Here is a 24177-nt window from a genome sequence, read left to right as displayed (position 1 = left end):
GGGCCTGTACGACACTGTGCGCGGCCGTCTGGCCCTCAACTCGATTGACGTGCCCTGACCCGTCGCCCATCGTCTCGCTAGATCTGTGCCAGCGGAGGCGGCAGGTGCGCGACGTGCTCGGCGAACCAGTCTGCCAGTGGCTCCCCGGCGTGGTACAGGTCCTCGATGAACTTCTGGCACCGCCGGATGAGGTCGCGGTCGATGTACTTCCGCGCGGCCTCCAGCACGCCCCGCTCGTCGTAGACAGCCTCGTACATCACGCGAGAGCCGAGGGTGTAGATCTCCGGCAGTGGCCCGTCGGCCTCGAAGTCGGCGACTTTATCCACGTCGATGACGCGGACCGGGCCCCCGCACTCATCCCGAATCCGCAGGGCCTGCAGTTCCCACTGCATGTAGGCGCTCAGCGGCTCCTGGACCACCCGGATCCGCCGCGGCGTGAAGCCATGTCGCTCGGCCTTGCGGTGGTACCCAGCCATGTCGGAGCGTCCGGCCTCCAGCAGCCGTAGCGACTCCTCCCAGTCCCCGCGGGCGAACGCCACCCAGCTGTCGTAGCCGGGCTCCTTGAAGGTCTGCTGCCGCTCCAGCTTCCAGAACCCCAGGTCGGCGCTGTGCCAGAAGTGTGCTTCGAAGTCGGCGTAGTAGGCGTCCAGCGGCATGAGTTCGCTCGTGGCGCCGTCCAGCAGACTAGACATCCGGGATGTCCGCCTTGGCCGCGACGATCGTCGCCCGCGGAATGATCACCAGCCGCTCGCCCGGGTCGACACTCACACCGTCCGGGAGCCGCCCCTCGTAGTCGGGCGTCAAGTCGGTGCCGATGACAGCTACGTCCCCGTTGTCCAACTCCCATACGTCCGGACAGCTGGCGTTCCCGGAGGTCTGTCCCAGCTCGTGCGACGACTTCCCCAGCCGCCGCGCGAACGACGCCGCCGGATCGGCCTCCCACTTCTCGGCCATGTTCCCCTCCACCTGAAGCTCGGTCGTCGTCCCAGCGTTCAACATACTGAGGCTATCACTTAACGTGTCTGTCCGACCGTGCCTTGTCACGTCCTTGGTGGCTGCCCGATACCTCTCAGCCATCTCAACGCCCCCCTGTGACCTTGCTCTTCCCTGAACGCTGCAGAGTCGATGCGCATCGCAGAATGGCTCTGCCGCGTCGAGGTGCGCCTCCGCTTCAGTGTGCTCAGCGGCTACGACAACACCCTGCCCTGCCCAGTGCGAGCTGGTGGTGGTTATGACCCAGGGGTGCAGCTGGGCCGTAACCACGGACTCGGTGAGTCACATCGCCTGGCGATCGTCTGCCCCGTCAGTTCGGAAGCGGGTTTGGAAGTCTGAACGTCGTCTCATCTTCATCGCGGGCCCTCGCGATGCGGATACGGAGCTGATCGACGTGGTCGGGAGTCAGTTCGTTGCCGATCACGAGGTACGTCAGGAGGTCGGCAGCGAGGTTGTAGTTCTCCTTCTTGGTCAAGATGTTGTAGGCGGAGTTGATCAGAACATCACGCCACAACAAGCTCGTGATCTTCCACTCGACCTGGTAGACGCGCTCGACAGCCTCCCGAAGCGTTAGTTCCTCTTGCGCTTTCAGGATCTGGGACAGCGCCTGAAACAGCACGATGTGGGTGGCGGGCTTGAACAGCAGTCCGAAATCAGAGTCTTTGGCCCGCAGCTCCGGCAGCACCTTGGTGTTGTCCCGGCCGTACTTGAGCTCCGGCATCCCGTCGAGGACGATCGTCCACCAGCCCTGGACGTGCTCGTAGCCCTGATCCAGTGTCTCCTCCGGAGGGCGTACGTGGGTCTTCTTCTCGTTGAGGGCGTCCGCCATGTCGTAGTGCTCCGTGATGATGCGGACGGTCTCGTACACGGCGCTGAGCGTGGTGAGCTGGACGCTGCGGTCAGCGATGGTGTTGGTCTTGTAATTGACCAGTGACTCTCCCTTGTGGTTCTTGCCGGCCAGCGGCCCGTCGTCGTCAGCTAGACGGCGGGTGAGTATCGCGAAGCCGTCGTCCTCGCTGGTGAGAATGTTGTCGCCACGGCTGGTGTTCTTGGCGTACCGGTTGACCTTGTTGAAGATCTTCCGGGTGTGCTGGGTGCTGATGCGCGGGACGATGATGACGGTCAGTTCGTCATCCGCCACATCCCTGGCATAGTTGCCCTCAATGTTCCGTGCGATGACCACCTCGCGCAGGGCGGCGAAGCGGTGCTGTCCGTCGAGGATGATGCGGTCACCACTCTCGATGGTCAGGAAGCCGAATGAGTCCTTGGTCATCGTGGACCGGTATGCCTTCGGCAGGCTCCTAGCCACCTCGCTGAAGGACTCGAACTCGGGCTCCTCATCAGCATCCAACAGAAGGATCACGGCCCCGAAGAACCGATCCGGTGAGTTGGCCAGGTACGGCGCGATCTCGGTTCGTACCCGGGTGTCGTTGAGTTCGCGCTGCAGCCGTTCGGTCAGTCCGCTGGTGGCCCATTCCTCCTGTTCGCTCGCCGGGCGCGCTACCTGGACGAGGTCGCTCGCCTTCATGGTGGTCACGTAGTACGGCGTCGAGCCCATCTTGGCCCTAATCGCCGTGTGAAGCGTAGCCATCTAACCTCCCGAGGCTGTTTGCGGACTGACGCTACATGTTTGCGTATACGTTTGCAAGTTCCAGCGCTCAGTATACGCAAACACCGTGCGTGCGAGAGATGCGCGGCTGTCCAGCGAAGGGGGACGAGAGACAGATGAGGCGTCCAGGATGAGAAGATCGTGGGCTTCAGGAGCTGATGACACATGTCTGCCACCGGCCAACGGTGGTGGATGCAGCTGGCCCAAGGCTGGCCGCGGTCCGAAGCTGTCGAGTGCGGGGACACAGGGGCAGCAGCGAAGCGTCACCGGGCGCCTCGCTGTGCCGCCCGCGGAGACGCTGCTGTTCTGACTCTCTGACGAATCGGCCGAGAGGGCCGGCATAGACTGGCGTCGGGCTGCCGGTAGGCCCGCTGACCTCACGCCATCTGAGCCAGAGGATATCTTGCGTTCTCGGCGGCGGTTGGGGCTCACAGCTGTGCCCTGGCTTGCAGCCGTGTACCTGACACCGGTAGGGGACGTGACCAAGTGGCTCGGGAAAGGTGGGGCAGCGAGCGTCGGTTGACCGCGATCAGCCGAGGTAAGCTGTCGGCTCCCGCCCGCCGGGCAGTCCTGGACCACCAGATCCAGCCAGGAAGCGCCGTGCTGGACTACGGGTGCGGGCGCGGGGAAGATGTGCGGGCGCTGCGGCAAATGGGTTGCGATGCGACCGGTTGGGATCCGTTCTACCGGCCGGAGGGCCGGTTGGAGTCAGCTCCGGTCGTGCTCCTCACCTACGTCCTGAACGTTATCGAAGACCGCGATGAGCGACGACGGGCCCTCCAACAGGCTTGGGAGCTGGCGCACACCGTCTTGATCGCATCCGCCCGCCTGACCTGGGAACGGGCGAAAGTCAACGGGGAGACGTACGGCGATGGCCTGCTGACCCAACGCAGAACCTTCCAGCATCTCTACGGTGCCAGTGAGCTGCGAAGCTACGTGGAGGACGTCACCGGCGTTCGGGCTGTCTCAGCATCGCCGGGGATCATCTATGCCTTCAAGGACGACACCGCGCGGCTTGGCTACCTTGCGCGCCGGATCGTCACCGACGAGGAGTGGCTGGCGTCGGACGACATGGCCTCGGCTCTCGCCGCCCTCGTCGATCACATGGAGCGACGTGGGCGTCTGTCGAGGTTGGAGGAGATGCCTTTGCCCATGGCGCAGAGGCTGGGTCCGATGCGTCCTGCGGAGCTGCAGCGGCTGGTGCGTGAGTCAGCCGATCCAGGCAAGGTCGTTGAGGGTGCCAAGCGCACCACCCTCAACACGCTGCTGTTCCTCGCGCTCGAGTTGTTCAACGGCCGTGGCCCGTTCAGCAGTCTGCCGCTGACCGTCCAGTTGGATATTCGGGCGTTCTTCTCCTCCTACAAGGAGGCCAGCCGACGTGCCGACCGGCTGCTGCTCAAGCTGCGGGACGATACCTACATCCGCGGAGCCATGAACGCCTCCAGCGTGGGGAAGCTGACCCCAACCGCCCTGTACGTTCACAGGCGAGCCGTGGAGCGGATGCCTACGGTGCTGCGGTTGTACGAGCACTGCGCGGCGATCGCCGCCGGTAGGCCGGAGGCGTGGACGGTCACCAAGCTCTGCCACCAGGGGCGGGCAGTGAGCTGGCTCGACTACCCGAACTTCGATACCGACCCTCACCCCCGCCTGCTGACCTCCTACCAGGTGAACCTGAAGACCTTCGATACGTCCCACCGCTCGTACGACGGCAGTGACAACCGGCCGTTGCTCCACCGTAAGCACGAGTTTCTCCACCCCGATGACCCGGACACGGGCAAGTATCGGCGACTGACCGATGCCGAGGTGCGGGCTGGCCTGTACGCGAACCCGCACCTGATCGGTACCGAGAACGGGTGGGAGGGTGAACTCGCACGGTGTGGGCGGGCCCTGCGGGGCCACCGCCTGGTTCGCGTGCACGACTGACCGGGTTCAGGAGTGCCGTCGCAGCTTCACGACGCCGCGAGCGAGCTCGTCAATGTCCAGGTCAGCTGTCTGAGCGGGGATCCAGGAGAAGCGGAGCCCGTTCGAGGCTGCTTCGTCGGGGAGTCCCATGCCGCGGAGCACGTGGCTCGGCGTGTATGAGGCGCTCGTGCAGGCGGAGCCGGTCGCAACGGCCACGAGGCCGTTGAGCCCAGCGAGGAAGGCCTCGGCGTCGACGTCCTCGAAGGAGAGGTTGATGATGTGCGGGACGACGTGGTCCTGGTCGCCGTTGACGTGGAAGCGCGTGGAGGCTAGCCCGGCGAGGAATCGGGAGCGCAAGTCCCGTGCGGCGGCCTCCCACTGGGCGTGCTCGGTTTCGAAGATTCTCGTCGCTTCGGCCAGACCCATGATCAGCGGAACAGGCAGGGTGCCAGGGCGAAGCTTCCGTTCCTGCCCTCCGCCGAACATGATCGGCTCGAGGGGAGGCCGCTCGTCGTCCAACTCCTCGCGGCGGCGGGTGACGAGCGCTCCCACGCCCTTGGGGGCGCCGATTTTGTGTCCGCTGATGCTGATCATGTCGATGGGGGCTGTGAGGTCGCCCGGCACCTTGCCGTAGCCTTGGGCGGCGTCCACGTGGAGGTACGTGGACGTGGAGAACAGCTCGCGCGCCAGATCTGCGACCGGCTGGATGACGCCGGTCTCGTTGTTCACATGCATCAGTGACACCAAGAGGGTGTCCGGGCGCAGACGCTCCATTACCGCTTCGACGGTGATCCTGCCGGAAGGTCCCGGTTTGAGGAAGTCGACCTCGAATCCGCGGTCGGCAAGGTGCTGTAGAGGTTCCAGGACAGCCTTGTGCTCGATGGCGGAGGTGATGATGTGGCGCCGACCGGTGCGCTCGGCGTACGGGGCGAGTCCGAGCAACGCGATATTGTTACTCTCTGTGGCGCCGCTGGTGAAGATCAGCTCGTCAGGCTCTGCCCCGACAGTGTCGGCTAGGTACTCACGGGCGCGTTCCACGCCGCGCTTCGCCCGCGCGCCGTACTCGTGGCGACTGCCCGCGTTGCCATACTCCGTGGTCATCCAGTGCAGCACGACATCGGCTACCCGCTGATCTACACGCGTCGTTGCCGCTGCATCAAGGTACGTCACCATAGGGTCTCAACCACCTCCGTGCGTTATTCTAGCTGTCGTGTACGTCATATCCTTGACGTACGATGGGCGTCAGCAGGTGGGATCGTCGTGGCTTCACAGTCTGCCGAACCGGCTACGTCTGCCGGATTTGAGTACGTCTTCCCAGCCATCCGCGGGATCCAGGCAGGGCGTGAGTTCTACGTGTCCATGTGCCCACTGCGGCTCATCCCGAAGATCTTCCTGTTCGACGAGGACGAGCTGGCCCCGGAGGTACGCGCGCAGCGGATCTTGAACAAGGGGCGCCTGCCGGCGCTGACCCGGTACATCGTTGACAATCCCGACGACTACGTCTTCAGCGCGCTCACCGCCTCCGTCGACGGCGACATCCGCTTCGAGAGCATCACCGACAGCGGCGTGGGGATGCGAGCTGGCCAGGTCCGCATCTCGATGGCCGCCCGGTTCGTGATCAACGATGGCCAGCACCGGCGCGCCGCAATTGAACAAGCGCTCAAGGAGAACCCCGACCTAGGAGAGGAAACCATCGCGGTGGTCTTCTTCCACGACGCCGGACTCGCCCGTTGCCAGCAGATGTTTGCCGACTTGAACCGGCACGCGGTGCGGCCCCCTCGCTCCATCGGAGTGCTGTACGACCACCGCGACGACCTGGCAGCCATCGTGCGGTTGCTGGCCATGCGCACGCCCATCTTCAAGGGCTATGTGGAGATGGAGAACAGCACGCTGGCCCAGCGCTCGCGCAAGCTCTTCACCTTGAGTTCCCTCTACTACGCCACCCAGTCCCTGCTGCAGGGCCTGGAGATCACCAAGGACCAGTCCCAGGAACTCGCCGAAGCCTTCTGGACAGCGATCGACAAGCAGATCCCGGAGTGGCAACAGGTACGACGCCGCGAGCTGTTGGCATCGGATGTGCGACGCGACTACCTCCACAGCCACGGGATCGCTCTGCACGCGCTGGGACGGGTGGGCAACTCACTGCTCAGCACGTCACTGTCACCTCGCAGCTGGACGCCGACCCTCAAACGCCTGTTGACGGTGGACTGGTCACGCACCAATACCGACTGGGAAGGACGCGCATTGGTTGGCGGGCGCGTTTCCAAAAGTCACCACAATTTGACCTTGACAGTCAATTACTTGCGTCAGCATATGAACCTCGAAATGAGCACCGAAGAACGGCGCGTGGAAGCAGCGTACCAGCGAGGAGAGTCATGAGCACCCCCAAGGCGACGACACTTTTCCAGGACAGGTCCCTGGGAGAGGTGGTCGAGGAGTTGACGGAGGAGATCCGCGAGCTCTACATGGCCGATGAGGTGCCCTGGGTGGTCGGGTACAGCGGCGGAAAGGATTCCACTGCTGTCCTACAGTTGGTGTGGCTGGCGTTGAAGGATCTGCCGAACGAGCGGCGAAAGAAACCCGTGCACGTGATCAGCACGGACACCCTGGTCGAGAACCCGGTCGTCGCCGCGTGGGTCGCCCAGTCGCTGGATACCATGGGCATGGCCGCACAGGACCAGCAGCTGCCCATCGAGTCGCACAAGCTGACCCCTGACCTTAAGGACACCTTCTGGGTCAATCTGATCGGCCGTGGCTATCCGGCACCTCGTCCCAAGTTCCGGTGGTGCACCGAGCGATTGAAGATCAAACCGTCGAACGCCTTCATCCGCCGCGTCGTCCGCCGGCATGGAGAGGCGATCCTGGTACTCGGGATCCGCAAGTCGGAGAGTCAAGCTCGGGCGCGAGCCATGGCCCGGCACGAGAAGCGCCGGGTCCGTGACCGGCTCTCCCCTAATGGCAAACTTCCCAACTCCCTCGTCTACAGTCCCATCGAGACATGGTCGACCGAAGAAGTTTGGGCGTTTCTGATGCAGTACCCCAATCCCTGGGGGCACCAGAACAAGGACTTGTTGACGATGTATCAGGGCGCCTCCGACGACTCCGAGTGCCCGTTGGTCGTGGATGACAGCACTCCCTCGTGCGGGGACAGCCGTTTCGGCTGCTGGACTTGCACGCTGGTGGAGCAGGACAAGTCGATGACGGCCATGATCCGCAACGACGACGAGAAGCGGTGGATGCGGCCGCTGCTCAAGCTCCGCAACGAGCTCGACGATGTGAGCAAGGAGGGCCAGACGCGGGACTTCCGCCGCATGAACGGCAAGGTCCAGCTGTTCGGCGACCGGACCATCCCCGGACCATACAAGCAGTCCGCCCGCGAGGACTGGCTTCGCAAGCTCCTTAAGGCTCAGGCCCGAGTTCGTAGGAGAGCCCCTGAGCAGGTCCGTAACATCGAGCTGATCTCGATGGCGGAGCTACACGAGATTCGTCGGATCTGGGTCTTCGAAAAGCACGAGGTCGAGGACTCCCTGCCGAGCATCTACGAGGAGGCGACCGGCGAGAAATTCCCTGGGCCGCCACTAGACGAGCAGCTTGTCCTGGGCGCCGAGGAAATCGGGCTACTCATGGATGCGTGCGAAAAGGACTCGATCCACTTCTCGATGACTCGAGAGCTCCTTGCGATCGAGCGCCAGTACCGGACGATGGCGCGAAGGGCTGGCCTTTTCGAGGCTCTGGAGAGAGCGATCAAGAAGGGGTATTACGAAGACGCGAGCGATGCGGTGCAATTCGCTAAGAAACTACAAGACTTGCGTGACGGCGACCCCGCCCAGATGACGCTGGACGAAAAGACCACTGATGCACCTGCATAACCTCACACTCCATGACTTCGGAGCTTACAAGGGCAGGCAGGCCCTAGATCTGCGCGTCAAGCCGAAGCGTCCGATTGTCTTGATCGGCGGCCTGAATGGCTGCGGAAAGACAACCCTGCTCGACGCGATCCAACTTGTGCTCTATGGCCCTCGGGCTCGCTGCAGCGGACGCGGCAACAGGTCCTACGAGAACTATCTGAGGGAGAGTATCAACCGTACGGCCGACCCCAACCGCGGCGCCGAGCTGCGACTGGAATTCTCGATCACCGTCGAAGGCCGACCCCGAACCTACGAGGTCTCGCGCACCTGGTGTGTGAGCGGCAAACAGGTGCGCGAGAGCCTGTCCGTCGCGGTCGGCGGAAGACATGACGAGACGATCAGCGAGACGTGGGCTGAGCATGTGGAGGAGATCCTTCCCCTCGAAGTCGCTTCGCTGTTCTTCTTCGATGGCGAGAAGGTCGAGCAGCTCGCCGACCCTCAGCGCGCCGCCGGCGTGATCGAAGCCGCCGTCCAGTCGCTCCTCGGGGTCAGAGCTGTCGAGCAGCTACGGACCGACCTCCTAGCCCTCCAGCGCCGTCAGCGGTTGTCACAAGAGGACCAGGGGATCATCGAGCAGATCCGCGAGCTCAAGGCCAAGGCGCAAGCAACAGCCCAAGAGATCTCCGACCATAGCCAGCACCTTGAGCAGGCCACCTCGCATCTGGACGTCGCCCAAGCGCAGCTTGCCAAGGCAGAGCGGGACTTCGAGCGGGCGGGGGGCCGCCTGTATGAGGAGCGGCGCGCACTGGAGGCGGCGAAGGATGCCGCTGCGCAGCACCTAGCCCACACTCAGAAGGCGCTTCGCAACATGGCCGAAGGCCCACTGCCCCTCGTACTCCTGCGCGATCAGCTCACCATGTTGCGAAAGCAAGCCGTACGGGAGCAGGAGGCGAGCGAGGCACGGCAGATCGTCGGCGCGCTACGGACACGCGATGCGTGGCTGATCAATCAACTTCCCGACGGTGTCCCCGACCAGGTCCGCGCGGAACTGAAGAAGAAGCTGGCCGCTGACCGCAAGACTCGCTCGGCCAAGGGCAAGCTAGCCGTTGATCTTTCCCTGCCGAGCGGTCTCGCGCAGAAGCTCTCAGCGTTGGAGGACATGCTGCAGGCGGACACCGCACGCATGGCTGAGCTCCTCCAGACTGCGGACAAGACGGTTCACCAACTGCAGCAGGCCGAACGCCAGCTGGCGGCCGTCCCTGACGAGCACCGGATCAAAGCCCTGATCGAGAAGCGGCAGCTGGCTGCAGAGGCTGTCGTCGTCGCGCGCGCCACTGTCCACCGCCATGCGGCTCAGGTGGAGGAGGCCAAGGCCCATCACAGGCGCCTCGAGGCAGACCTGGAACGCGCGCGGCAGTCGCAGGTCAGAACACTCGTTCGCGAGGAGGAGATTCGACGCGTCATGGCCTATGCCGAGAAGGCCCGCGGCACCCTGGAGCGGTTCGGCGAAGCCCTGCTGCGTAAGCACATCAGCAGCCTTGAGGTGGCGGTCCTGCGCAGCTTCCAAGCACTGATGCGTAAGAACGGGTTGATCAAGGATCTGAGAATCGACACCGACAAGTTCACGCTCTCCTTGACGAACCGTGACGACGAGCCGGTTGACCCAGCCCGGCTGAGCGCCGGAGAACGGCAGCTACTGGCCATCTCGCTACTGTGGGGGCTAGCGAAGGTCGCCGGCAACCGGTTGCCCACGGTGATTGACACGCCATTGGGGCGTCTGGACAGCCGTCATCGCGAACACCTCGTGGACCGATACTTCCCGCACGCTGGTCGGCAGGTCCTGCTGCTGTCGACCGACGAGGAGATCGACGAGTACCTCCTGGGGCGTCTGAGGCCCTCCATCGCCCACAGCTACGTCCTCGCCCACGACGACACCACGTTCACCACCCGCGTAGCGGAGGGCTACTGGTGGACCGAGGGAGTCCTGCATGCCGTCTGAGATCACCATCCGGCTGTCGCAAGCTGCCAAGGATCAACTGGCCTGGCTCAAGCGCCACACCGGACTCACTCAGTGGAACGAGCTGTGCCGGTGGGCCCTGGCGACGTCCTTGCGCGATTCCTCCCCCCCGCTCGTGCAGGACATCACCACCGATTCCAACGTGGAGATCGCGTGGAAGACCTTCGCCGGCGCGCACGGAGACATCTACCTGTCCCTCCTCAAGCAACGATGCGTGGCCGACGGGGAAGAGCCCACGGACAGTGCCGTGAGCAAGACGCTTCACATCCACCTGCACCGCGGCATCGGCTTCCTCGCCGGACGCCAGGACCTGCGCTCCATCCAGGGCCTCCTCGCAATCACCACCGAGTAGAGAGCCGCACTCTGGCCCGCCTCTCCGAACGAGCACCGGGAGGCGGGCACGCCTCCCGGGAATTAACCGGAACATGGCCGTGCCGACGCCCCGTCAAAACCTTCAGCACCGGGCGCAACAAGTACGCCTCCCACCCGACCTCTACGGGTGAGGAGGAGCAACCAGGACCCCAGCAACCGCTGGTCTGGCTGAAGCTCCCTCGCGCATCAGCCTCATCCGCTACGCTGACGCCCACAACTCCATACACCGCTTCACCTTTCGGACGTGTGCCACCGCATGGGGCCCACCACCAGACACCCGGAGCGAACGTGATCAGCCCTCCCATCGCCGGGGCGGTCGAGACTCTGCAGAAGCAGGCCCTCACCAGCCACGACACTTACGAACTCGATCGCATCGACCGCGCCCTCGACGAACTCCTGCGCAACCCGGCGGACACCTCTACCCCGGCGAAGTTCCGCATCCGCTCGGCCATGGGGCACGCCTACGAGGCCCTCGAGCGCCGCCGGGCCATCGCCCCGCGCGTGGCGCTCGACCCCGAGCACCACGATAACGGGCACGATGTCCCCTACGTGACCGTAGAGATCCTCGCATGGCTTCGGACCGAGCCATCGCTCTCCGATAGCGACCGTGTCCTCCTCAATGACCTCGCCCGCGGACACGACGCCGCCTCCATGGCTCAGCGCCACGGCGTGCCGCTTGCCCGTATGCGCGAGCGCATCAGCCGCGCCCGCCGCCGTGCAAGGAAGCTGTGGCTGGCTACGGAGGCGACGTCGTGACACCCATACCCCTACGGCTGCGGGCCTGGCTTGTACGTGCCCTCATACCGCCCCGTCGGATCGGCACCTACGTGCTGTACACGCCCACCGGTCAGCCCTTATACGTCGGTCGCAGTGACACGGACATCCGCCGTCGACTCCTGCGTCACTGTTCCGACCGGCATGGGGACTACTTCACCTACGACGTGCACCCCAGCGCAGTCGGCGCGTACGACGTCGAGTGCGCGCTGTTCCACCTTCTCTCCCCGCAGGTTTCCAACCGCATCCATCCCAGCCATCCCGAGTTTCACGCCACCTCGTGCGCGTTCTGTCTATCCAGCCAGCGTGCCGCACGCCAGGACCGCCTCCGCCAGTTGGTCTCCGAGCACCCCGAGCTTTGCCCACCGACGCGAGCTAAGGACCAATCATGACAAGCAGCCCGCTGTTCCTCTCCCCTGACGACAATCGCGCCGACCTCATCCAGGCAGACCGCGCCCTAGACTCCATGCGCGACGCGGGCTTCGACCTCACGGCCGCCATCGGCGAGCCGCTGGACAACTCCATCGAGGCCGACGCCACGCTGATCCGCGTTCTGCCCGTCTTCGGCCGCGGCAAGAAGACGATCGACAACATCCTCATCACCGACAACGGCGTTGGCATCGATCCCACCCAGATGCACCACGTGCTCTCCATGGGCTACAGCAGCCGCTATGGCCAGCGCCAGGGACTGGGCCGGTTCGGCGTCGGTCTCAAGCTTGCCGGGCTCAGTCTCGGAGAACGCATCGACGTCTACAGCAAGCAGACCGGCAATCCGAAGATCTACCACAGCTACATCGACCTCCAGGAGATCCGGGAAGGTAAGCAGCGCTACATCACAACCAGCGAGGTCGAGGACTGGCCTACGGCAGCTGCCAAGCTCATGACCGGGCGCGATAACAAGGCGCTGTCCTCCGGCACACTCGTAGTCTTCGGGAAGATCGACCGCTTGACCAGCGGCGGCACCTACGGAACCTCCCTGGACCAGAAAATCGCTGAACTACGCAAGTTCATCGCCCGCGCCTACCGGACCTACATTGACACCGGCCGGGTATTTGAGCTCGACGGCAAGGTCATCACACTGCACGATCCGCTCTTTCTGCGAGACAACCCGAGGATCATCTCCCGTTACAAGCCACTCGACCCACGCGGTGAACTCATCGAGGAGACTGACCTGACGATCGACGGCCAAAAGGTCCACGTGGCAGTAGCCATCGTGCCAAAGGAATTCCGCCCGTACCAGGGCGCCGGCGGCGAGTACGACTTCAAAGGCCAGGACATCTCCGAGTTCCAGATCAACGCCGACAACACCGCCAAGATCAGCATTCTACGCAACGGTCGCGAGATCTACTACGACATCGTCCCGCGCCTGCTGGAGAGCGGACGCAACGACAAGGTCCTGCGGTACGTCGCAATCGAGGTGAGCTTCCCCGCCGCGCTGGACGAGTATTTCCAGGTCCGCAACGTCAAGCGGGGTGCGGAGCCGGTCAACAAGCTGCGGGGCGAGCTGCGGGAGTGGCTCAGGGCGCCCGTGAAACAGGCGCTTCGGCAAGTGCGGGCGACGTGGAAGGAGACCGAAACCCAGAAACGGTTCGAGGACGGCGAGCACGGCACGAGCATGGACACCGCCTCCAAGATCGCGCCGGCTCTCCCTAGAGGGCTGGCTGGCCGCGGGGCGACACCGGAGCTGGAAGAGAAGGTTGTCCAGCAGGCCGCCGCAGACATGGGCCTGGACGCCGATGTCGACGCTGCCAAGATCGAGAAACTGCGTGAGCAGATCAATTCCAAGCCCATCACGCTGCTGGACGCCCAGTGGCCCGGCAAGGAATTCCTCGTCATTCACCACCTCAATGGCAAATCCGTGGTCAAGTTCAACCACCGGCACGCATTCTTCGACAAGGTGTACTCGCCGCTGAAGAAGGTCGCCGACAATGGTGCAGAGGGGATTGAACCTGAGGAACTCACCGACCTGGCTCGGCGAGCCGAGGCAGCCATCGACCTACTCTTCATGGGCTACGCGCGGGCCGAGGGCATGTACGAGGACCCGGAGCGCTTCGACGACCTGCGCACGTACTGGGGCATGTTCACCGAGGCACTACTGCGTGAACAGTTCAAGGATCAGTAGACCGGAACGGCGAGGTCAACAGGCATTCCGGACCCCAGTGTCACCGACTCGCTCACCAGCACACAACCTCGTGCCGCCCTTATGCGGTATCACCGTTCCAGAAAGGCTACGTAAAAGATGTTTGGCTCGGGTTCCAAGATCACATTTCGTGACTACGTGCAAGGCACATGGGGAAGTTTCGATACTCCCGCCGGCCGGGTCGACTACATCATGACCAAGGCCCGCCTCGGCGGCGACGCCGATGCCCCCGAGCGGCAGCTCACCAAGAGCCTGGCCCCGGTCCGCGAGGTCATGGACCCCGGCGACCTCGACTTCAACCAGCTGCTGCAGCGCGATCTGGACGACCACCGCGTTGCAGTCAACCTGATCCCCTACCTGCTCAAGCCCAAGGCGACCGGCCCAGCGTTCTACCCACCGATCGTTGCCGCACTCCTGCCCTTCCAGAAGAAGCGACCCACCATTTTCCCCGAGTTGGGAGCACCGATCCCGATCGAACACGACGATGCGCTATGGCAGGAAGAGCGAGCTGGCAATGCCTTCCGTGTCCACCGCCTCCTCGGCCCGGAGGGTGAGTTGCATGGCGCAAACCTGGGAAAGCTGTGGTGGAACCAATCCGAGGCGACCCTCGTCGTGCTCGACGGACAGCACCGGGCGATGGCACTGCTGGCGGTCGAGCGTACACTCTCCCGCACCTGGCAGGGAAGCGGCAGCCAGTTCCGTCCGTTCTACGAGCACCAGGTCGAGCGTCTGCTGGACGAGTACCAGGTCTCGGAAGGGGACCTAGCCAAGATCGAGGTGCCGGTGACCGTGTGCTGGTTCCCCGGCGAGACTGGAGATTCCTCGCGGCCTCACGAGGCAGCACGTAAGTTGTTCGTGGACGTCAACAAGGAGGCGCGTCCGCCGAGCGACTCCCGGATCATCTTGCTGTCTGACGGCGAGCTGAGCAACGTGCTGACCCGCAGCCTCCTGAGCGCCCTGCGGGGTCGCAGCGACACCTACATGCCGCTCTACGCGGTGGAGTACGACAATCCCGAGATCAACACCAGCCGCCCCGCTCGCTGGTCGGTCATGACGAACATTCACCTACTCAAAATGGCCGTCAACCGCTGCATCTTCGGCCCGCCGAAGTACCTCACCAACCTTGCCCAGCCCTTCGGCGGCCGGGAGAGCATCGAGACCCGCGACGGCTTCATGCGTGAGCAGTTGGATCTCCTCAGCCTTCTGCCGGAGTTCATCGACGACGCGGGCTACGCCTACGACCGGGACGGCATCGGCAACCACAAGTTCCCGCTGGGCCGCTCCGAGGCACTGACCCAGAGGTTCATGGACACCTGGGGTCATGCGATCTTGACTCTCCTGACGCAGACCGCACCCTACGCGGCGCACGCGGCCAGCCTCAGCAACTTCAAGGAGAACTGGCACACCACGAACACCCACGCGGCGCTTGCCCACGACGCACTCTTCGGAGGAGTCGGGGTCTACTGGACCCTCCGCGACAGCTACGACCACTACCAGGACGCCATGCGCGACCTGGACGGACCGAAGCCACCGAAATCAGACGTCATTCGGGCATGGGAGGCCCTGAAGGCTAAGGAGACAGAGTTCGACGAGTACCGCGCGCACGAGTACCTCGGCTCGACCCGCCCTCAGGTCATAAGGCGCTGCAAGATCGCCTACGGCGTCCTGAACACCCACGCGTGCCAGCTCGGCATGATCATGACTCTGGCCTCCCTGTGGGAGATGCGCAAGAACCAGCCCGGCGGGGCCCACCTCAAGGATCTCCCCGCCTTCGCCGAAGCGCTGGTCACCGCATGGAACACCTTCTTCCAGATGGAGCACGGCCGTGCGCGAGACCGCAGGTTCGCCTTCAGCAGGGACTGCAGTCATCCGATCAACCAAATCACCAACATGGATACTCCCAATGCGGTGTATTTCAGGTACTTCTGGATGCAGGCTCTCGCCATCCCCTCGGTCTGGCAGCACGTCACACCGTGGCTTCCGGACCGGGACGTCTTCGACGCCGGCCTGAGCAAGGCCCGGCGTCTCTACCTGGACCTGTGCATCAAGCAGCAGTCCAAGGCTCTGGATGTGAGCCAGCCCGAGCTCACACCTGACAAGCGGGACGAGGAGGCCGAGAGGCTGGCAGTCAGCGCGCTCAAGAAGGCGCTCAACTACTGGTTCGAGGTATCGACCGGGGACTTTGAGGCGTGGTGGGCAAACCATTCCTCCCAGACCCGCCAGGTCGAGCTGGAACTGATCGAGGAGGGACCCACAGATGCAGTAGCGGATCCGGACAACCAGTAGCCCTGGTGGGGCGGCCGTTGTGGTGCAGCGCGACTGCCGCCCTTCCCGTTTCCGCGTGTAGGAGGGCCTCCATCACCGGAGGGGGCATCGACAGAGAAGACTGCAGTCCGCCGGTCAGCGAAAGGGTCGGTCTCTCGTCCCAAGAGAGGTCCCGCCCAAGTCGCTCAACCGACCTCACACCGCTGGATTCCTACTGTCCTGCGATAATTGCGGCATGGAGATTTTCAACCTAAGATTTTTCCAACTTCACCGATTAATAGCATTTCTACAAAACGCCTCCAATGAAGGAGTGAAAGCATATACCATGACCACTGAGGCCGGGCTGACAAGAATCCTACAAATAGCCAGGGAGAAAGGCTTCGAGACCGATGAGACAGCATCTGGGGCGAGGATTAGGATCCCATGCTCTCCTATATCCATGCAGATGGATATAGTTGATGACCAAACAATTTTCGCCGCTTTTTATCTGCGTACAACTTCATGGGAATGGCCTGGGGAGAGATCAGATCTTCACGACGCCTTCTCTGTCATCGCAGCGTCCCACCTTGCAGAGAAGGGCATTGCTTCATGTGCCCTTCTGGACGTCCCGCATCCTGCCGCCAGAACCGCCGAGGCTGAAATTTATGCAAGATTTATGGCTATTGGACAGCCAAACGGGGGGTATTTCCACAGCTCGGATGGAGATTTTGCTGGCCTCCGTGAGATAATTGAGCAATTTTATTGGACCGAATACTTTCTTCACAGCGTTTTCCCGATGCATCCTGAGGAGTCCAGTTTAGAAAGTCAGGATGATGAGGAGTTAATCCCTTGGGTCGAGTCAGTCACTCGCAGTCTCGGCAAGTCCGTTGATCCCGTCGAGGATACATACGGCAGCAGAGGTGCGCCAGCATGGTTTTATTACCGATGCGCCTCCGAGGATATCTCCATTTTTCAAGGTGCGGAAATATCGGATGCGTTTGATATGGCCATAAGAAAGGCTAGTCGGCAGCAACTTTCTGGAGTCACGGGGGATGTTAAGCTGCGAGGAAGCTTGCGGAATTATCTTCCCGCGCACACAGTCAGTAGAATGACTGAGCTGCTCGACGCGCTGGCCAGGGAAGAGGCAGACACTACACCTCCGGTGATCGCGCTGGAAAATTGCCTAGTCACAGCCCGAAGCGAGATCGTTATAATAGCGGGTGCGCAGACTGGCTACCGGAAATTCGATGAAGAAAGAGCTAGAATTCTTCGACGACACCAGGACGAGGCATCATTCCTCTTTCCTGTTCAAAAGTTCGTTTGGGCGCCGAAGATCGATGGAGGAAGGTTCCAAGATTTGGTACACGATCTTTTAGTGCGCGAGCCTGGGGTGGAAACAGTTCGAGCCGTCGGATCTGCAAACGAGCCAGATGGAGGTCGCGACCACATTGCTGAATGGTTTACACCAATCCAAGACAACGGCGTAACCGAAGAGAATGCGGCGCGTCTAACCCGCAAGCGAAGGGTGATAATTCAATGTAAAGCCTCGGCGAAATCCGTAGGAAAATCAAAGATCCCAGATGTCCGCGACATTATAGAGCATCACGATGCGCAGGGGTATCTGCTTGCAGCATCCAATGAAGTTGGCGTAACTGCAAGCGACTTCCTTATCCGTCTCCGTGAACGAGGGGACTACTTTACGGATTGGTGGGGAAGGAATGAAATCGAAGATCGCCTGCGCCGCAACCCCGATATTGCAGGTCGCTACCGCGATATCGTTACTGCTGACTCTGATTAATTAGAATCGACGTTCTCACCGGGCTTCATTCCACAAATTTTGAGAATAAGGACTTTTTGGCGATGGCGCCGATCCGGGATTGGTGATCATGAAGCGCCGCAGCGTCCGCCAACGATGTTTGAGCTCGACAGGGGCGAGACGCTGGCGATCCGCCGGGGGAGGACATGTGGGGTCGGTCCGCGCAGCGTCCAGACTGTCGAGTTGACGGTCTAGTTCAGATCTCGTGCACCGCAGCTTGTCATAGTCGAATACGCCTCAGCGGGATTCCACCCCGGCGACGCCCCACCTGGTCCCTGGGGAACGATCTTGGTCGATCTGGGGAACGATCTTGGAAGGGCCGAGAACACGCTGGTCAGAACCACTCGTGAACACCCCACACCTAAGGCCGTTCTTGAGTTAGCTCGGGAGCGGTTGACGAGATCCCACCGATCTTCATGATCGGTCGGGATCTTTGTCGTTTCCGGGGCTTGTTCGAGGTGGTGTCCGAACGGGGATGGGCTCCGGGGCGGTTGCTCGGCGGCCTGTGGGCCGATGACGGAGGCGGTTCCAAGGTGCTGGAGGCGTGCCGGGGCTGCTTCCGGGCGTGCGCATGCCGCCTGGACGGTGCGGGGATGTCAGGGGTTCGGACTGGTATCACTGCCGGGGTGGGGAGAGCCCGTCCGTGGTCGGGGGTGGTGGCGTGTGTCCGGTCGGCTCGGGGGTCGCTTCCGGTTCGGCGATGGGTGTCTGGCCGGTCGCGTTGTGCCAGCTCGACAGGATGTTCACGTTGATGGTGGCGATCATCAGGGCCGGGAGGATCGTCTGGGCGACGCGGCCGTGAGCGAGGCGTTTCCTGGGGTCGGCGATGTCGATGCCGTGGCTCTTGGCCCTGCCGTTGAGGCCCTCGGTGTTCGCTCGGACGGGGCGGTAGACGTCGTGCCAGGACGGGTGGAGGTAGTACCGGTCCTGGCGGTACTTGTCGATCTTGCCCAGGTCGCCGGGGTGGACGGTGATCGTGGTGCGTTGGCAGACCCTAGGCAGCTCGCCTTTGGGCTTCGGTCGCACGCGTTCGGCTGGCGGGATGGGGACGGTGGGCTTGGCCGCCCTGGCCGCGGCGGTGGCTCGCGGGTTGGTGAGGTCCACGACCGTGGGCCGGGGTGCGGTGATGCGGTGGACCTGGTTGAAACGGGGGCAGGTCACCGAGGGCGAGGGGCCGGCGGCGGGGCACTGCAGCCGGATCGCGCCTCGTGTGTCGGGCGACTGCTTGAGCTTGAAGAAGAATGCCTCGCGGGCGGCGATGCGTTCGGCGAGCTGGGCGTCGCGGTCGATCGCGCGGACGGCCTTGTCGTCCAGACCGGTGGTGGCATGGGCCAGGGCGGCGGGCATGGCGGGGCAGGCCAGGGAGCCGTCGACGAGGAGGGCGCCGTGGTGGGTGCAGGCCGACCAGCACAGTCCGCACTGGCAGGCCGGCTGGTCCGGGGCGGCCGGCGAGGTGGGCGTCGATCAGGTTCAGCACGCCCGAGGAGTGCAGCAGCGCATTGAGCTGGCCGACTTTCGAGTCCGGGATCAGGGCCGGGGCGTCGCTGGCCGACCTGGGCCTGCATCGCGTGATCTTCCCCGGGTTCCGCCAGGCCCGGGGCGTGGTCACCGGCCGGTTCCCCGCAGCAGCGTCACGGCAGTGGCATCATCGATCGGTGGCACGTGGTGCTGGTAGCGGGCGAGAGAGGCGGCGGAGGCGAGCCCTGCGGCCTTCACGATGAGGTCGTGGTCGATGCGTGCGGTCATCAGCTCGACGATCCAGGTGGCCCGCCGTCGGCCCACCGACAGCGCGGGCAGGCCAGGCGGGGGCCGGTGCGCCAGGGACCAGGAGCTGATCAGGTTCTTGGCGTACTCGACAGTGCGGCGGGGGCGGAAGAGATAACCGGCGCCCGCGGCTTCGACCAGGGCCTCGAGCACGCGCTCCCAGCCGGCGCGGGCCACCAGCGGAACCAGGCGGTCGACCCCGGTGTGCAGAACCGGCCCGTCGTGCCGCAGGAACCGCAGATGATGACCGCGACTGGCCGCCACCTCTTTCGAGGTGAGCCCGAAACCCGCACCAAGCCCCAGGAGGGCGAGGGCATCAGTGCGCTGCTGGTGAGGCAGATGCGGCCGCCCAGTGCCGCAACCCGGACAGCTCGGTCCGGGTGTAGGGCTGCTGGGTATGCGCTTCGGTGTGCAAGCGGACCGGGGCGGCTTCCCCGCGCTCGCTCCAGGCCAGCGCATCCCGCACCCGCAGCAGCCACGTCCGGTAGGTCCGCACCGACGACGCCCCGATGTCCCCGACGCGGGAGAGGACAAAGGCACCGATGTTCTCATTCCGCAGCCAGACGTCCGGCTCCCGCTCCAGCCCCATCCTCTCTGCCCACAGCGCCAACGCCGCGGTCACGTGCAGCAACCGCCCAACGTCGTAGGAAACCGCGCTCACCGCGGCGGCGACCACGGACCTCACCCGCGGCGCGACCTCGCACCAGGCCGGCGGCGCGTTCCTGGGCCGGTAGCGGGTGATCTTCGCGGACGTGTCGGGATCAAGGATCACGATCCATCCATACCGGCTGGACAAACAGCCATCCCAGGACAGATCCACTTCAACCGATAGGACGCAGCGCATATGGTCGGCGGACACGCCCGCGCACGCTCCCCCAGGCAGATGACCGGAGATCCGGAAGCCTGGCCCGAGACGCCCAGCCCCGACCCCGCTGTCGAGGCAGTCCGCCATCCTTTGGGCCAAAGACCAGACCACCGTAGGGCCGTCAGCCAGAAGATCGCAGGAGCAGACCACCAATGCCCCAAACCGACAACTCCCGCCCAGCAGACGACCGTTACCACACCAGCACCGACCACCCGAGCCCATCCCAGCTCGAAGCGGCCGGATCTTCCACGGCGTGATGGGATACCCGCATGGACGCCGATGCGATCACGGTGGAGACCGGCGGCTATGACGCCACCACCCCCTGGGAGGACCCAGCCTGGAGGAGCGAGGCTCTGCACTGGATCACCCGGCAGCTGGCCCGCCACAACGCACCGCCACAAGGCCGACTCCAGGCACGGCTCAGGCCATGGTCAGTGGTGCTGAGGATCCCGCTGTCGAACGGGCGATTGGCCTGGTTCAAAGCGAACCCGCCCGGGTCGGCCTTCGAGCCGGCGCTCGCCCAAGCGCTCCATACCTGGGTGCCGGGCAAGGTGCTCGAACCACTCGCCGTGGACACCTCACGCGCCTGGTCACTGATGCCAGACGGAGGCCCTCTCTTCGCGCAGACGCTCAGGCACGTCAGCAGCTGGGAGGAGATGATGCGCGAGTACGCCCAAATGCAACGCGCATTGACACCGCACACAGATCAACTGCTCGCCCTGGGCCTACCCGACTTCCAGCCCTCCCGCCTCCCGGAACGGTTCTCGGCGCACCTGCAGTCCACGAGCGCATTCCAACCCAACGAGCGTGCGGCACTGCACGACCGACTCCCGCTGTTCACCGACTGGTGCCAGCAGTTGGCGGCCTCCACGGTCCCGTCCTCCCTCGACCATTCCGACCTTCATGATGGCTCCGTGCTGGCGAGCGGCGGGCAGTACATCTTCTTCGACTGGGGAGACGCCTCCCTCGCCCACCCCTTCACCAGCCTGCTGGTCGCCGCCCGCGTCATCCGCGAACACTTCGGCTCCGCCCGTGCACCCACCGCACTCTCCCGCGTACGCGACGCATACCTCGAACCCTGGACAGAACACGGCAACACCCTGACCGACCTACGACGCCTGGCCAGCATCGCCTGCCGAGTCGCCGTGATCAGCCGAGCCGACACCTGGGGACGTGTCTTCCCCGGCGCCCACCTCACAGCAGCGGACCATGACGCACACGTCGCCCGCTGGCTACGCGAACTGCTTCAGGACCCACCCCTCTGACCCGCCCACTTCCTCCCTGGGAAACGATCGCCCACCAGACGGGAAACGATCATCAAAGGTCGCGTCGTCGCACGTCACCCCTACTCGTCAACGCCCCACACCGGACCGTTCACGGGACCAGGTGTGAACGGTTGACGGGATCCCGTCCGATCGGTCAGATCGGGCGGGATCTCGGCGTTTCCGGGGCGTGTTCGAGGTGGTGTCCGAATGCGAACGCCCGCTGAGGCAGTCACAGTCGGACGCTGGCCAAGGTGGCGGAGGCTGTTTCCACGTTCGGAAAGCCCGTTGGTGCCGCCGCTGGATGTGCGGGATGTCCGTGTGTGGTGCGGAGGTGTCAGGCGTTCGTGCTGGTCACTGCCGGTCTGCATTCGGCGGCGGTCGTCTGGCTGGAAGGCCCCCGCACAGCCGCGCTCCCGGGAGCGGACTCCGAAGTCCCGGGGACCCCTCCCGGGCAGGTCCCTCTATCAAGAGGGATATGAGACGACCCATGACTCTAGCTGCAGCCGTTGCCGCCGTGCTGGCCATCGGCGGCTGTTCCGATGACGGCGGTTCCGCCAGCGACGACAGGTCTGCGGCCACACCGTCACCCACGCCGACGCCCACGTCAGGAGGAGGATCTCCCACACCGAGTCCGAGCAGCAGCCCCAGCCCCACCCCGACCGTCTCCGGCGTTGAGGACCTCGCCGGAGGCTGGATGCCGGCCGACTCGGACCACGGCGCCGTTTACAACCTCCTCATCGACGAGAAGGGGGACGCCGACTCGGTCGGCAGCCCCGGTCCCTACTCCGCTCTTGATGAGGACAAAGTCTGCTTCGGCTCCATCGAGGACGAGAACGACGGCCATTTCAGGGTAGAACTCGACTGCAACAGCCTCGACGACCTCACAGGCCCCCAGGACTCATACCGGGGCACAGCCACCGTCGAGGCCTCACCCGAGTCGGCCGGTTCCATGTGGGAAATTCTTGGCTGCGACGAGGGTCCAGGCGTACTGCTCATCACATGGGCCGACGGGTACCAGGATGCCCTGTGCCGGACCGGCGACTCCGACACCACCTCGGATACTGAGAGCTGAGGCCCCAGCCGTCTCACCGGGCGCAGGCCAAAGGTGCCGACCGGGCTCTTACACCTGCACAACACGTTCGCCACGAAGACCGACGGTGCGCACCCCCGACCGACAACAGGAAACGATCTTCATCGAGCTGGGAACCGATCTCGACGAAGAACGTTCGCCGCATGTCAGACCCACTCGTGAACACCCCACCCAGGGGCCGGTCTTGAGTTAGCTCGGGAGCGGTTGACGAGATCCCGCCGCTCTTCATGATCGGTCGGGATCTTTGTCGTTTCCCGGCGCTTGTTCGAGGTGGTGTCCGAACAGGGACGGGCTTCCGGGCGGTTGCTCGGACAGCACCGTGGTCGACGTCCTCGGCGGACCACCGGAACGCGCCACGACTCACCGATCGCAGAGCGCGGTAGCCTGGGGGCGTGGCGTGATCTCACCGCGGCCGCCGGCCCCCGTCCGGCCGCCGGAACCCGAAGCCGCAATGCCGCTGCCGGTAGCCGACGGCGGCCCATCCGCCATGCGCGAGGAGATCACCCCATGCCCCACGACACCACGCCCGACCGCGCCGACGCCCACACGGCGCACGCCCTTCTCACCGACGCCAACCGCGACCACGGCACCCGATTTCGCCTGGCCCACCGCTTGGACGGCGGGTTCCAGTCAGGAACCTGGCTCCTGACCGACACCTATGGACGGCAAGCGGTCCTCAAGTGGAGTCCGAACACGACCGCGGCGCCTCAGGTCCTCCACGCTGCCGACGTCGTGGCACGGGTCCGCGCCGTGGGGTACCCCACTCCGGCATGGCTCGCCGTCGGCGTCAGCCAGGGCGGGTTCCCCTACCAGATCCAACAGTTCATCCCGGGCCGCCCGGCCAGCCGCGTGGACGCCGGCACCGCCAGGCTGCTGATCGACCTCCTCGAAAGCCAGACCGGCCTCGACCCCAACCCCGACCACTGCTGGTCGCACTACGTGACCACTCGCCTGACGCAGCAGCGCGACGAGATGCGGCGCGAGGTCGCCGCGACCGGCCCGGCCGGGCGGGATCTGCTCGACGCCTGCGAGCGCCTGCTCGCCGCCCACGAGCCGGTGACGTTGCCCACCGGCGACCTGGTCCACGGCGACTTCCGCCCCGGCAACATCCTCCTCGACGCCGGTCGCATCAGCGCTGTCATCGACATCGAGGCTCTGGGCAGCGGCAGCAGAGTCTTCGACTACGCCACCCTCCTCTCAGCCGACGAACTCGACCCCACCGCACAGCGCCTGATCACCGCTGCCGGCCAACGCGTCGCCGGACCAGGCCCCCTGGCCTACTGCTTCGCCGTGGTTGCCCTCGACCTCGCTCTGTTCGTCCATCACCGCAACCTCCGACGCGGCATCGACCACCTGCCCAGGCTGCGCGATCGCATCGAGGCCGTCATCCCATAGACGACACAGCACTCAGCGCCACACTCAACAAAGATGCCCGCTGGGGCCAGGGCCGGACCGTTCGCGAGACCAGGTGTGAACGG

General features: G+C 64.3%; 20 protein-coding genes. 13 read left to right on the top strand and 7 right to left on the bottom strand.

Features of this window, described 5'->3' with window-relative positions:
- Positions 1 to 77 precede the first annotated feature (77 nt).
- The 3 genes from ACTWQH_RS06850 to ACTWQH_RS06840 all read right to left on the bottom strand — a co-directional run bounded on the left by ACTWQH_RS06850 (position 78) and on the right by ACTWQH_RS06840 (position 2584).
- On the bottom strand, positions 78 to 692 hold the full coding sequence (locus ACTWQH_RS06850) for a DUF6879 family protein (protein WP_443285440.1): 615 nt from the start codon (positions 690 to 692) through the stop codon (positions 78 to 80).
- Complete coding sequence (locus ACTWQH_RS06845) at positions 685 to 954, bottom strand: hypothetical protein (RefSeq protein ID WP_443285472.1); 270 nt, start codon at positions 952 to 954, stop codon at positions 685 to 687. The genes ACTWQH_RS06850 and ACTWQH_RS06845 overlap by 8 nt, the downstream gene beginning before the upstream one ends.
- A gap of 349 nt (positions 955 to 1303) precedes the next feature.
- On the bottom strand, positions 1304 to 2584 hold the full coding sequence (locus tag ACTWQH_RS06840; protein ID WP_443285439.1) for a DGQHR domain-containing protein: 1281 nt from the start codon (positions 2582 to 2584) through the stop codon (positions 1304 to 1306).
- 504 nt (positions 2585 to 3088) lie between these two features.
- Here ACTWQH_RS06840 and ACTWQH_RS06835 point away from each other — a divergent pair.
- The gene (locus ACTWQH_RS06835) at positions 3089 to 4525 is read left to right on the top strand and encodes a DNA phosphorothioation-associated putative methyltransferase (protein WP_443285438.1); all 1437 of its coding nucleotides are present in this window, start codon (positions 3089 to 3091) and stop codon (positions 4523 to 4525) included.
- Positions 4526 to 4531: 6 nt separating this feature from the next.
- On the opposite strand, the gene dndA is transcribed toward ACTWQH_RS06835, so the two are convergent.
- On the bottom strand, positions 4532 to 5677 hold the full coding sequence (gene dndA, locus ACTWQH_RS06830) for a cysteine desulfurase DndA (RefSeq protein WP_443285437.1): 1146 nt from the start codon (positions 5675 to 5677) through the stop codon (positions 4532 to 4534).
- Between the two features lie 87 nt (positions 5678 to 5764).
- Between dndA and dndB the strand changes: the two genes are divergently transcribed.
- From dndB to ACTWQH_RS06785, 9 genes are all read left to right on the top strand, one after another.
- Positions 5765 to 6883, top strand: coding sequence for a DNA sulfur modification protein DndB (gene dndB, locus ACTWQH_RS06825; RefSeq protein WP_443285436.1), 1119 nt, complete (start codon positions 5765 to 5767; stop codon positions 6881 to 6883).
- Positions 6880 to 8373, top strand: coding sequence for a DNA phosphorothioation system sulfurtransferase DndC (gene dndC / locus ACTWQH_RS06820; RefSeq protein ID WP_443285435.1), 1494 nt, complete (start codon positions 6880 to 6882; stop codon positions 8371 to 8373). The genes dndB and dndC overlap by 4 nt, the downstream gene beginning before the upstream one ends.
- Positions 8360 to 10351 (top strand): DNA sulfur modification protein DndD, encoded by a 1992-nt coding sequence (dndD, locus tag ACTWQH_RS06815; RefSeq protein WP_443285434.1) that lies wholly within the window; start codon positions 8360 to 8362, stop codon positions 10349 to 10351. The genes dndC and dndD overlap by 14 nt, the downstream gene beginning before the upstream one ends.
- Positions 10341 to 10721 (top strand): DNA sulfur modification protein DndE, encoded by a 381-nt coding sequence (gene dndE / locus ACTWQH_RS06810; protein WP_443285433.1) that lies wholly within the window; start codon positions 10341 to 10343, stop codon positions 10719 to 10721. The genes dndD and dndE overlap by 11 nt, the downstream gene beginning before the upstream one ends.
- 308 nt (positions 10722 to 11029) lie before the next feature.
- On the top strand, positions 11030 to 11497 hold the full coding sequence (locus ACTWQH_RS06805; protein ID WP_443285432.1) for a hypothetical protein: 468 nt from the start codon (positions 11030 to 11032) through the stop codon (positions 11495 to 11497).
- Positions 11470 to 11907: a GIY-YIG nuclease family protein gene (locus ACTWQH_RS06800; protein ID WP_443285431.1), complete on the top strand. Its 438-nt coding sequence runs from the start codon at positions 11470 to 11472 to the stop codon at positions 11905 to 11907. Before ACTWQH_RS06805 ends, ACTWQH_RS06800 begins: the two co-directional genes overlap by 28 nt.
- The gene (locus tag ACTWQH_RS06795; RefSeq protein WP_443285430.1) at positions 11904 to 13637 is read left to right on the top strand and encodes an ATP-binding protein; all 1734 of its coding nucleotides are present in this window, start codon (positions 11904 to 11906) and stop codon (positions 13635 to 13637) included. The genes ACTWQH_RS06800 and ACTWQH_RS06795 overlap by 4 nt, the downstream gene beginning before the upstream one ends.
- Before the next feature lie 156 nt (positions 13638 to 13793).
- The gene (locus tag ACTWQH_RS06790) at positions 13794 to 15941 is read left to right on the top strand and encodes a hypothetical protein (RefSeq protein WP_443285429.1); all 2148 of its coding nucleotides are present in this window, start codon (positions 13794 to 13796) and stop codon (positions 15939 to 15941) included.
- A 214-nt stretch (positions 15942 to 16155) separates the two neighbouring features.
- Entirely contained in the window at positions 16156 to 17697 is a 1542-nt protein-coding gene (locus ACTWQH_RS06785; protein WP_443285428.1) for a restriction endonuclease, read from the top strand.
- A 633-nt stretch (positions 17698 to 18330) separates the two neighbouring features.
- Here the strand turns inward: ACTWQH_RS06785 and ACTWQH_RS06780 are convergent.
- From ACTWQH_RS06780 to ACTWQH_RS06770, 3 genes are all read right to left on the bottom strand, one after another.
- Positions 18331 to 19062, bottom strand: coding sequence for a hypothetical protein (locus ACTWQH_RS06780; RefSeq protein WP_443285427.1), 732 nt, complete (start codon positions 19060 to 19062; stop codon positions 18331 to 18333).
- Positions 19063 to 19320: 258 nt separating this feature from the next.
- Positions 19321 to 19743 carry a hypothetical protein gene (locus ACTWQH_RS06775; protein ID WP_443285426.1) on the bottom strand — a complete coding sequence of 141 codons (423 nt, stop codon included), beginning with the start codon at positions 19741 to 19743 and terminating at the stop codon, positions 19321 to 19323.
- Between the two features lie 52 nt (positions 19744 to 19795).
- A complete protein-coding gene (locus ACTWQH_RS06770) occupies positions 19796 to 20338 on the bottom strand; it encodes a hypothetical protein (RefSeq protein WP_443285425.1) in 543 nt (180 codons plus the stop codon).
- A gap of 275 nt (positions 20339 to 20613) precedes the next feature.
- On the opposite strand from ACTWQH_RS06770, the gene ACTWQH_RS06765 reads away from it, so the two are divergent.
- The 3 genes from ACTWQH_RS06765 to ACTWQH_RS06755 all read left to right on the top strand — a co-directional run bounded on the left by ACTWQH_RS06765 (position 20614) and on the right by ACTWQH_RS06755 (position 24094).
- Positions 20614 to 21609, top strand: a complete 996-nt coding sequence (locus ACTWQH_RS06765) for a phosphotransferase (protein ID WP_443285424.1) — start codon at positions 20614 to 20616, stop codon at positions 21607 to 21609.
- 487 nt (positions 21610 to 22096) lie between these two features.
- Positions 22097 to 22681 (top strand): hypothetical protein, encoded by a 585-nt coding sequence (locus ACTWQH_RS06760; protein WP_443285423.1) that lies wholly within the window; start codon positions 22097 to 22099, stop codon positions 22679 to 22681.
- Positions 22682 to 23206: 525 nt separating this feature from the next.
- Positions 23207 to 24094 (top strand): phosphotransferase family protein, encoded by an 888-nt coding sequence (locus ACTWQH_RS06755; RefSeq protein WP_443285422.1) that lies wholly within the window; start codon positions 23207 to 23209, stop codon positions 24092 to 24094.
- The last annotated feature ends 83 nt before the right edge of the window (positions 24095 to 24177 follow it).

The sequence above is a fragment of the Streptomyces sp. 6N223 genome, assembly GCF_052246635.1.
Taxonomy (GTDB): Bacteria; Actinomycetota; Actinomycetes; order Streptomycetales; family Streptomycetaceae; genus Streptomyces.
This window is presented reverse-complemented; position numbering and strand designations above follow the sequence as displayed.

What these genes read in the sequence shown, in the direction of transcription:
- ACTWQH_RS06850 (WP_443285440.1), bottom strand. Translation starts at nt 692, where the DNA reads ATGTCTAGTCTGCTGGACGGCGCCACGAGCGAACTCATGCCGCTGGAC.
- ACTWQH_RS06845 (WP_443285472.1), bottom strand. Translation starts at nt 954, where the DNA reads ATGGCCGAGAAGTGGGAGGCCGATCCGGCGGCGTCGTTCGCGCGGCGG.
- ACTWQH_RS06840 (WP_443285439.1), bottom strand. Translation starts at nt 2,584, where the DNA reads ATGGCTACGCTTCACACGGCGATTAGGGCCAAGATGGGCTCGACGCCG.
- dndA (WP_443285437.1), bottom strand. Translation starts at nt 5,677, where the DNA reads ATGGTGACGTACCTTGATGCAGCGGCAACGACGCGTGTAGATCAGCGG.
- dndC (WP_443285435.1), top strand. Translation starts at nt 6,880, where the DNA reads ATGAGCACCCCCAAGGCGACGACACTTTTCCAGGACAGGTCCCTGGGA.
- dndD (WP_443285434.1), top strand. Translation starts at nt 8,360, where the DNA reads ATGCACCTGCATAACCTCACACTCCATGACTTCGGAGCTTACAAGGGC.
- dndE (WP_443285433.1), top strand. Translation starts at nt 10,341, where the DNA reads ATGCCGTCTGAGATCACCATCCGGCTGTCGCAAGCTGCCAAGGATCAA.
- ACTWQH_RS06795 (WP_443285430.1), top strand. Translation starts at nt 11,904, where the DNA reads ATGACAAGCAGCCCGCTGTTCCTCTCCCCTGACGACAATCGCGCCGAC.
- ACTWQH_RS06785 (WP_443285428.1), top strand. Translation starts at nt 16,156, where the DNA reads ATGGAGATTTTCAACCTAAGATTTTTCCAACTTCACCGATTAATAGCA.
- ACTWQH_RS06780 (WP_443285427.1), bottom strand. Translation starts at nt 19,062, where the DNA reads ATGCCCGCCGCCCTGGCCCATGCCACCACCGGTCTGGACGACAAGGCC.
- ACTWQH_RS06765 (WP_443285424.1), top strand. Translation starts at nt 20,614, where the DNA reads ATGGACGCCGATGCGATCACGGTGGAGACCGGCGGCTATGACGCCACC.
- ACTWQH_RS06760 (WP_443285423.1), top strand. Translation starts at nt 22,097, where the DNA reads ATGACTCTAGCTGCAGCCGTTGCCGCCGTGCTGGCCATCGGCGGCTGT.
- ACTWQH_RS06755 (WP_443285422.1), top strand. Translation starts at nt 23,207, where the DNA reads ATGCCCCACGACACCACGCCCGACCGCGCCGACGCCCACACGGCGCAC.